The following is a 6,032-nucleotide window of genomic DNA, read 5'->3' as shown; positions in this document are numbered from 1 at the left end:
ACACTCGACTAGTCGTCGGCAGCGTAGATGTGTATAAGAGTCAGGGCCGATGCCGAGGTTGACGTAGGAGCCGTCGGTGAGCTCGGCGGCGGCGCGGGCGGCCATCTGCTCCCGGGTCCAGCCCAGCCGCGTTCCCAGGGTGGTGCTCATGCGCGTACGGCCCCTCTTGTCGAAGACGCGGAAAGGGAAAGGTGCTCGATCTGCTTGTCGGCGGCCTCGGTCGGGGTGAGGACCACGATCCGCTGGACGAAGATGCCCGGCAGGTGGATCTCGTCCGGGCTCAGCGCGCCCGGCTCGACAAGTTCCTCCACCTCGGCGACGGTGATGCCGCCCGCCATCGCCGCGAGGGGGTTGAAGTTGGCGGCGGACTTACGGAAGACCAGGTTCCCGTGGCGGTCGCCGCGCCAGGCCCGTACGAGAGCGAAGTCGGTGGTGATGCCGTGCTCCAGGACGTAGGTACGGTCGTTGAAGTCGCGGGTCTCCTTGGGCGGGGAGGCCACCGCGACCGTGCCGTCGGGCCGGTAACGCCAGGGCAGCCCTCCCCCGGCCACCTGGGTGCCCACCCCTGCCGGGGTGTAGAAGGCGGGGATGCCCGCTCCCCCGGCGCGCAGCCGTTCGGCCAGCGTGCCCTGCGGCACCAGCTCCACCTCCAGCTCGCCCGACAGGTACTGCCGGGCGAACTCCTTGTTCTCGCCCACGTAACTGCCCGTGACACGGGCGATCCGGCCGTCAGCCAGCAGGACTCCCAGTCCGCGCCCGTCCACACCGCAGTTGTTCGACACGACCTGCAGGCCGGTGGTGCCCTGGGCGTGGAGTGCCTGGATGAGCACGGCGGGGATGCCGCTGAGGCCGAAGCCGCCGACGGCCAGCGACGCGCCGTCGGGGATGTCGACGACCGCCTCGGCGGCGCTCGCGCGAACCTTGTCCATGAGGAAGGGGGCCTTTCTGTCGTGGCTGTCCTGCGTGGTCGCCGGTTCAGGTGTCCGCGCGCAGGGCGTCGGAGATCGACTTGGCGCCGCCGTGCGCGGTGAGTCCGCCGTCGACCGGTATCTCGGCCCCCGTGATGAAGGACGCCTCGTCGGAGAGAAGGAAGACGACGAGCGGCGTGATCTCGTCGACGGTTCCGGTGCGGCCGAGCGGTGTCTCGCGGACGTTCGCCTCTCGGAAGCCGGGCGCAGCGGAGGCGGTCATGTCCGTTTCGATGAAGCCGGGGTGGACGATGTTCACGCGGATGCCGACGGGCCCCAGTTCCATGGCGGCGGTCCGCGACAGGCCGCGCAGCGCCCACTTGCTGGCCGTGTAGGCGACCGGGTAGTGGCCGGTGAGCGCCGCGGACGAGCCGACGTTCACGATCGAGGAGCCGGGTGGCATCAGCGGGGCAAGGTGCTGGATGCCCAGCAGCGGGCCGGTGACGTTGACCGCGTGGACCCGGGCCATGTCCTCCGGGCGTACGTCGTCGATCCGGGCTCGCCAGGTGACGCCCGCGTTGTTGACCAGGCCGTGCACCTGGCCGTACGCCTCACGCAGGTCGGTGGCGAGTTCGGCCCAGTGCTTCTCGTTCGTGACGTCGAGACGGCGGCAGCCGGGTGACTCCGAGACGTCGGTGGCGATCACCCGGGCGCCCTCGCGGGTCAGCGCCTCAGCCTCCGCGGCGCCCTGGCCACCGGCCGCGCCTGTGACCACGACGACCTTCCCGAGGAGCCGTTTGGGATGGAGATCGGTCACGGCCGCTCCCTCGTGCGGCGTCGGGCGACGGGAACGGTCACGGGGTCCGGGCCGGCCACCACGGTGTTGGAGACGGAGCCGATGCCCTCGACGGTGAGGGTGACCGTGTCGCCGGGCTTCAGGGGAGGCGGGGACTGCTCGCCCCGTACACCCCACAGCTCGGCGAGGCAGCCGCCGTTTCCGCAGGTCCCGGAACCGAGGACGTCGCCGGGGCGGACGACGGTGCCCCGTGAGGCGTAGGCGGCCATCTCCTCGAAGGTCCAGCTCATGTTGGACAGCAGATCCTTGCCCACGACCTCGCCGTTGATCTCGGCGGTGAGCGCCAGGCGCAGGAAGCCGTCCGCGTCGCGGTACTTGGCCAGCTCGTCGGCGGTGACCAGGTACGGGCCGAGGGTGGTGGCGGTGTCCTTGCCCTTGCAGGGGCCGAGGCCGACCTTCATCTCGGCGGACTGCAGGTCGCGGGCGGACCAGTCGTTGAAGATCGTGTAGCCGATGATGTGGTCGCGGGCCTGTTCGGGCGTGAGGTCGCGGCCCTCCTTTCCGATCACGGCGGCGACCTCCAGCTCGAAGTCGAGCACGCTCGACCCCGGCGGCATGGGGATGTCGTCGTGCGGCCCGTACATCGCGTAGGGGTTGCCGAAGTAGAACGTCGGGGCCGCGTACCACCGCTCCGGTACCCCGGCAGCCCCGTCCACGGACCGCCGTACGCCCTCGACGTGTTCCTCGAAGGTGACGAAGTCCCGCACGGTGGGCGGCTGGAGCGGCGCCAGCAGTCGTACGTCGGAGATGTGGGGGCCTGCCGGGACGTCGAGGGTCGCGGAGCCCGCGTCGAGCAGTTCGGGCAGGCCGCCGCCCTCGGCGAGCAGGCCGGTCAGTGAGCTGACGCCGGGCAGGGGGTGGAGCGTGCCGTCCTCTGAGACGACGGCCACGTGGCGTCGGTTGCGGTACTCGTACGCGGCGAAACGCATGGCGGTTTCCTGTCGGCTGTCGGCGTGAGGGGTGGCACGAAGGCCGGGGGCGCGGCATGGGAGTCAGGGCAGTTGACAGGGCAACCGCACCCCCGGGGACTGGAGGCTTGGCCGATCAGACCGGCGGAGCAACGAAGACGCCGCGGTCGACGTCGTTGAAGGACTCCTTGGTGACCAGTTCGTTCATGGGGTTGGCGGTGCCCCACTGGTCGGTGACCTCGGGCTTGGAGAAGTCGTAGACGTGCGGGTGCCAGGTGTCCTCGTCCAGCAGCTCCAACTCCGTCGTGTACTCCACCGTGTTGCCGTGCGGGTCGAGGAAGTAGGTGAACGTGTTGTCGCCCGCCATGTGCCGGCCCGGCCCCCAGATCTTGCGGGCGCCGGAACGGATGACACGGCCGGAGCCGCGCATGTACTCGTCGATTCCGCGCATCTCGAAGGAGATGTGGTGCAGGGAGGTGTGCGGGCCCTTGGCGATGGCCATGGAGTGGTGCTGGTTGCTGATTCGCATGAAGTGCATGACGTCGCCGATGTGCGGGTGGCCGAGCGTGTCGGACAGCCGGAAGCCGAGGTGCTCCTCGTACCACGCCTTGGTCTTGTCCAGATCCGGCGAGTTGAGGACGACGTGCGACAGCTTGACCGGGATCGACTCCTTCTCCTCGATCTTGCGGTGCTGCCGCACCTCGACGTCGGCCGAGACCTCGATGGTGCGCCCGTCGACGTCGAAGAAGCGGAAGCCGTAACCGCCGCCGGGTGTGTCCACCTTGCCCGGCTGGGAGATCAACTGGACACCTCCGGCGAGGAGTTGCTCGGCGAGCGTGTCCACGTCGGCCGGGCTCGCGGCACCGTAGGACACGAGGTCGAGGCGCTTCTCCTCGGCCTTGCGCAGCCGGACGACGTACTGCTCCGGGCTGCCCTCGGCGGCCAGGAAGGAGATGCCGGAGTCCTCGGCGACCTTGGTCAGGCCCCAGACGCCGGCGTAGAAGTCGAGTTGCTTGTCGTAGTCCGGCACGGCGAGGTCGACATGGCGGAGGTGGGTGAGCAGGCGGTTACTCATGGGGGGTCCTCCTCAGACGAGGTTGAGCAGAGCTGCGGCGTTTCCGCCGCGGACGGAGTGGAAGTCGGTGTCGGGCAGGTCCGCGGCGCGCAGCGCGCCGAGCGGGTCGTCGGTGCCCATGTCGAAGGGGAAGTCGGAGCCGAGCAGGACCCGTTCCGGGCCGACCGCTCGCAGCAGTTCCCGCAGCACCTGAGGGTCGTGGACGAGGGAGTCGAAGTACAGCTGCCGCAGATAGCTGCTCGGTTCCCGCTCACAGCCCCGGGCGTCGGGACGGGCCCGCCAGGCGTGGTCGGAGCGGCCGATGTGGGTGGGCAGGTAGCCGCCGCCGTGCGCCGCGATCAGCTTCAGGCCCGGATGACGGTCGAGGACACCGGAGAAGATCAGGTGGGAGAGGGCGACCGCGTTCTCGGTGGGCTGGCCGACGGTGTTGGACAGGTACCACTGATCCAGGCGCTCGTCGAGGGAGCAGCCGAACGGGTGCAGGAAGACCAGGGCGCCTGTCTCCTGCGCACGGGACCAGAAGGCTTCGTACGCGGGGTCCGACAGTTCGCGGCCGGGCGCGTGCGAGGAGATCTCCACGCCCCTCAGCCCCTGGTCCAGGGCGTGGTCGAGCAGGCCGACCGCGACGTCGGGATGCTGGAGCGGGACCAGGCCCAGGCCGTGCAGGCGGTCGGTAGCCTTCGCACAGTGTGCGGCGGTGCCCTCGTTGGCCAGTCGGCAGACCTTCTCGGCCAGGTGGGGCTCGGCCCAGTAGTGGTAGTGGGACGGCGAGGGGCTGACCAGCTGGATGTCCACGCCCTGCGCGTCCATGGCCGTCAGGCGCACCGCGGCGTCCGTCAGCTTCGGCACGCGCGCGCCGACCATCGGACCGTTCACTGCCAGGGCCGCCGGGCCGTTGCGGCGCGCGTCGAGGGCACGGGCCTCGGCGAGACCGGGATGACCGGCGACGGCCTCCTCCACCTCCGGGAGCAGGAGGTGGGCGTGGACGTCGATGGTCGGCGCGGAGGCTGCGGTGGTGGTCACGGGCGCTCCTTGAGGAGGTTCATGGTGCGGCCGACCAGCCCGGCCATGTCGGCGTCGCGCACACCGTCCAGCTGCCACTGGCCGATCTGCATGGACGCCTCGACGACGGTGCGCACCCGGGGAATGCGGCGGTCGTGGTAGGCCTGGAGCAGCTCGTCGTCCCAGTCCCGGCCGTCGGCCACGGCTCCGCTGAGCAGCTCGGCGAGGACGAGGGCGTCCTCCAGGGACATGGCCGCGCCCTGGGCCAGGGTGGGCGGGCAGCAGTGGGCGGCGTCGCCGACGAGCACGACCCGGCCGCGGTGCCAGGAGTCCTCGACCAGCAGGCGGTCGAACCAGGTGTAGTTGACCTTCTTCGGGTCGGTGATGTGCTCGGTGATCTCCGGCCAGACCCCGCCGTAGCTCTGCGCCAGGCGGCGCATCTCGTCGGCGTAGGTGGCCGGGTCGATGCAGGCGCGGTCGCGGCACCCTTCGACGACGTACGCGTAGATGGTGTTCTCGCTGGTGGGGCAGTAGCCGGCGATGTAGGCGGGGCCGCCGTAGGCGAGGTCGGTGCGCGTCACGCTCTCGGGCCGCGGGGCGGCGATGCGCCAGATGGCCATGCCGGTCGGCTCGGGTTTGTCCGTGATGCCGATCGCGGCGCGGGTGGCGGAGTTGAGTCCGTCGGCGCCGATCACCAGGTCGTAGCGGCCCTCGCTGCCGTCGCTGAAGCGCACCGACACGCCGTCGGCGTCCTGCTCCAGCGCTTCGGCGGTGGTACCAAGGCGAACGTCGGCGCCGGAGGCGCGGACCGTGTCGATGAGGATCTGCTGCAGCTGGGGGCGTTGCATGCCGAGGGTGGCGGGCAGGTCCTCGCCGCCGGTCTGGATGTCCTCGGCGACGAACAGGACGGTGCCGTCCGGGGTGGTCACGCCCAGCGAGCCGAAGGCGTATCCGGAGGCTTTCACCTGTTCCCACACGCCCAGTTCGCGCAGGACCCGCAGGGCGTTGCCCTGCAGGGTGATGCCGGAGCCGGTGGTGGCGTTCCAGTCCGGCTTGGCCTCGATCAGGTCGACGGCGATGCCGGCGCGGCGCAGCAGGATGGTGACGGCGTTGCCTGCGGCGCCACCGCCGATGACCAGGACGGTGGGTGTGCCCCCGGTCGGAGGCTGGGAGAGAGTGCGGCGGTCAGCCATGTCGGGGATTCCTCCCGGGGTTGGGCCGCGCGACTTCGGGCGGCGGGGGCTGCGGCTCGCCCGCTGCGAGTGCGGGCCAGAGGTGGGGAC

Annotated in this window: 6 protein-coding genes; all 6 read right to left on the bottom strand. The window is 70.7% G+C overall.

From position 1 onward, the window contains the following. Positions 1–146: 146 nt before the first annotated feature. Entirely contained in the window at positions 147–929 is a 783-nt protein-coding gene (locus GRC12_RS41000; RefSeq protein ID WP_208785535.1) for a CoA transferase subunit A, read from the bottom strand. A gap of 46 nt (positions 930–975) precedes the next feature. Further along, entirely contained in the window at positions 976–1,725 is a 750-nt protein-coding gene (locus tag GRC12_RS40995; protein ID WP_208785534.1) for an SDR family NAD(P)-dependent oxidoreductase, read from the bottom strand. Beyond that, positions 1,722–2,693, bottom strand: a complete 972-nt coding sequence (locus GRC12_RS40990; RefSeq protein WP_208785533.1) for a fumarylacetoacetate hydrolase family protein — start codon at positions 2,691–2,693, stop codon at positions 1,722–1,724. The genes GRC12_RS40995 and GRC12_RS40990 overlap by 4 nt, the downstream gene beginning before the upstream one ends. A gap of 115 nt (positions 2,694–2,808) precedes the next feature. Further along, positions 2,809–3,747, bottom strand: coding sequence for a VOC family protein (locus tag GRC12_RS40985; protein WP_208785532.1), 939 nt, complete (start codon positions 3,745–3,747; stop codon positions 2,809–2,811). Between the two features lie 12 nt (positions 3,748–3,759). Beyond that, positions 3,760–4,770 carry an amidohydrolase family protein gene (locus tag GRC12_RS40980; RefSeq protein WP_208785531.1) on the bottom strand — a complete coding sequence of 337 codons (1,011 nt, stop codon included), beginning with the start codon at positions 4,768–4,770 and terminating at the stop codon, positions 3,760–3,762. Next, the gene (locus GRC12_RS40975) at positions 4,767–5,942 is read right to left on the bottom strand and encodes an FAD-dependent oxidoreductase (RefSeq protein ID WP_208785530.1); all 1,176 of its coding nucleotides are present in this window, start codon (positions 5,940–5,942) and stop codon (positions 4,767–4,769) included. The genes GRC12_RS40980 and GRC12_RS40975 overlap by 4 nt, the downstream gene beginning before the upstream one ends. Positions 5,943–6,032: the final 90 nt, after the last annotated feature.

The sequence above is a fragment of the Streptomyces griseorubiginosus genome (assembly GCF_017614965.1).
GTDB lineage: Bacteria > Actinomycetota > Actinomycetes > Streptomycetales > Streptomycetaceae > Streptomyces > Streptomyces griseorubiginosus_B.
This window is presented reverse-complemented; position numbering and strand designations above follow the sequence as displayed.

Excerpts from the sequence above, each read along its gene's own strand:
- GRC12_RS41000 (WP_208785535.1), bottom strand. The coding sequence starts at position 929 with ATGGACAAGGTTCGCGCGAGCGCCGCCGAGGCGGTCGTCGACATCCCC.
- GRC12_RS40975 (WP_208785530.1), bottom strand. The coding sequence starts at position 5,942 with ATGGCTGACCGCCGCACTCTCTCCCAGCCTCCGACCGGGGGCACACCC.
- GRC12_RS40985 (WP_208785532.1), bottom strand. The coding sequence starts at position 3,747 with ATGAGTAACCGCCTGCTCACCCACCTCCGCCATGTCGACCTCGCCGTG.
- GRC12_RS40990 (WP_208785533.1), bottom strand. The coding sequence starts at position 2,693 with ATGCGTTTCGCCGCGTACGAGTACCGCAACCGACGCCACGTGGCCGTC.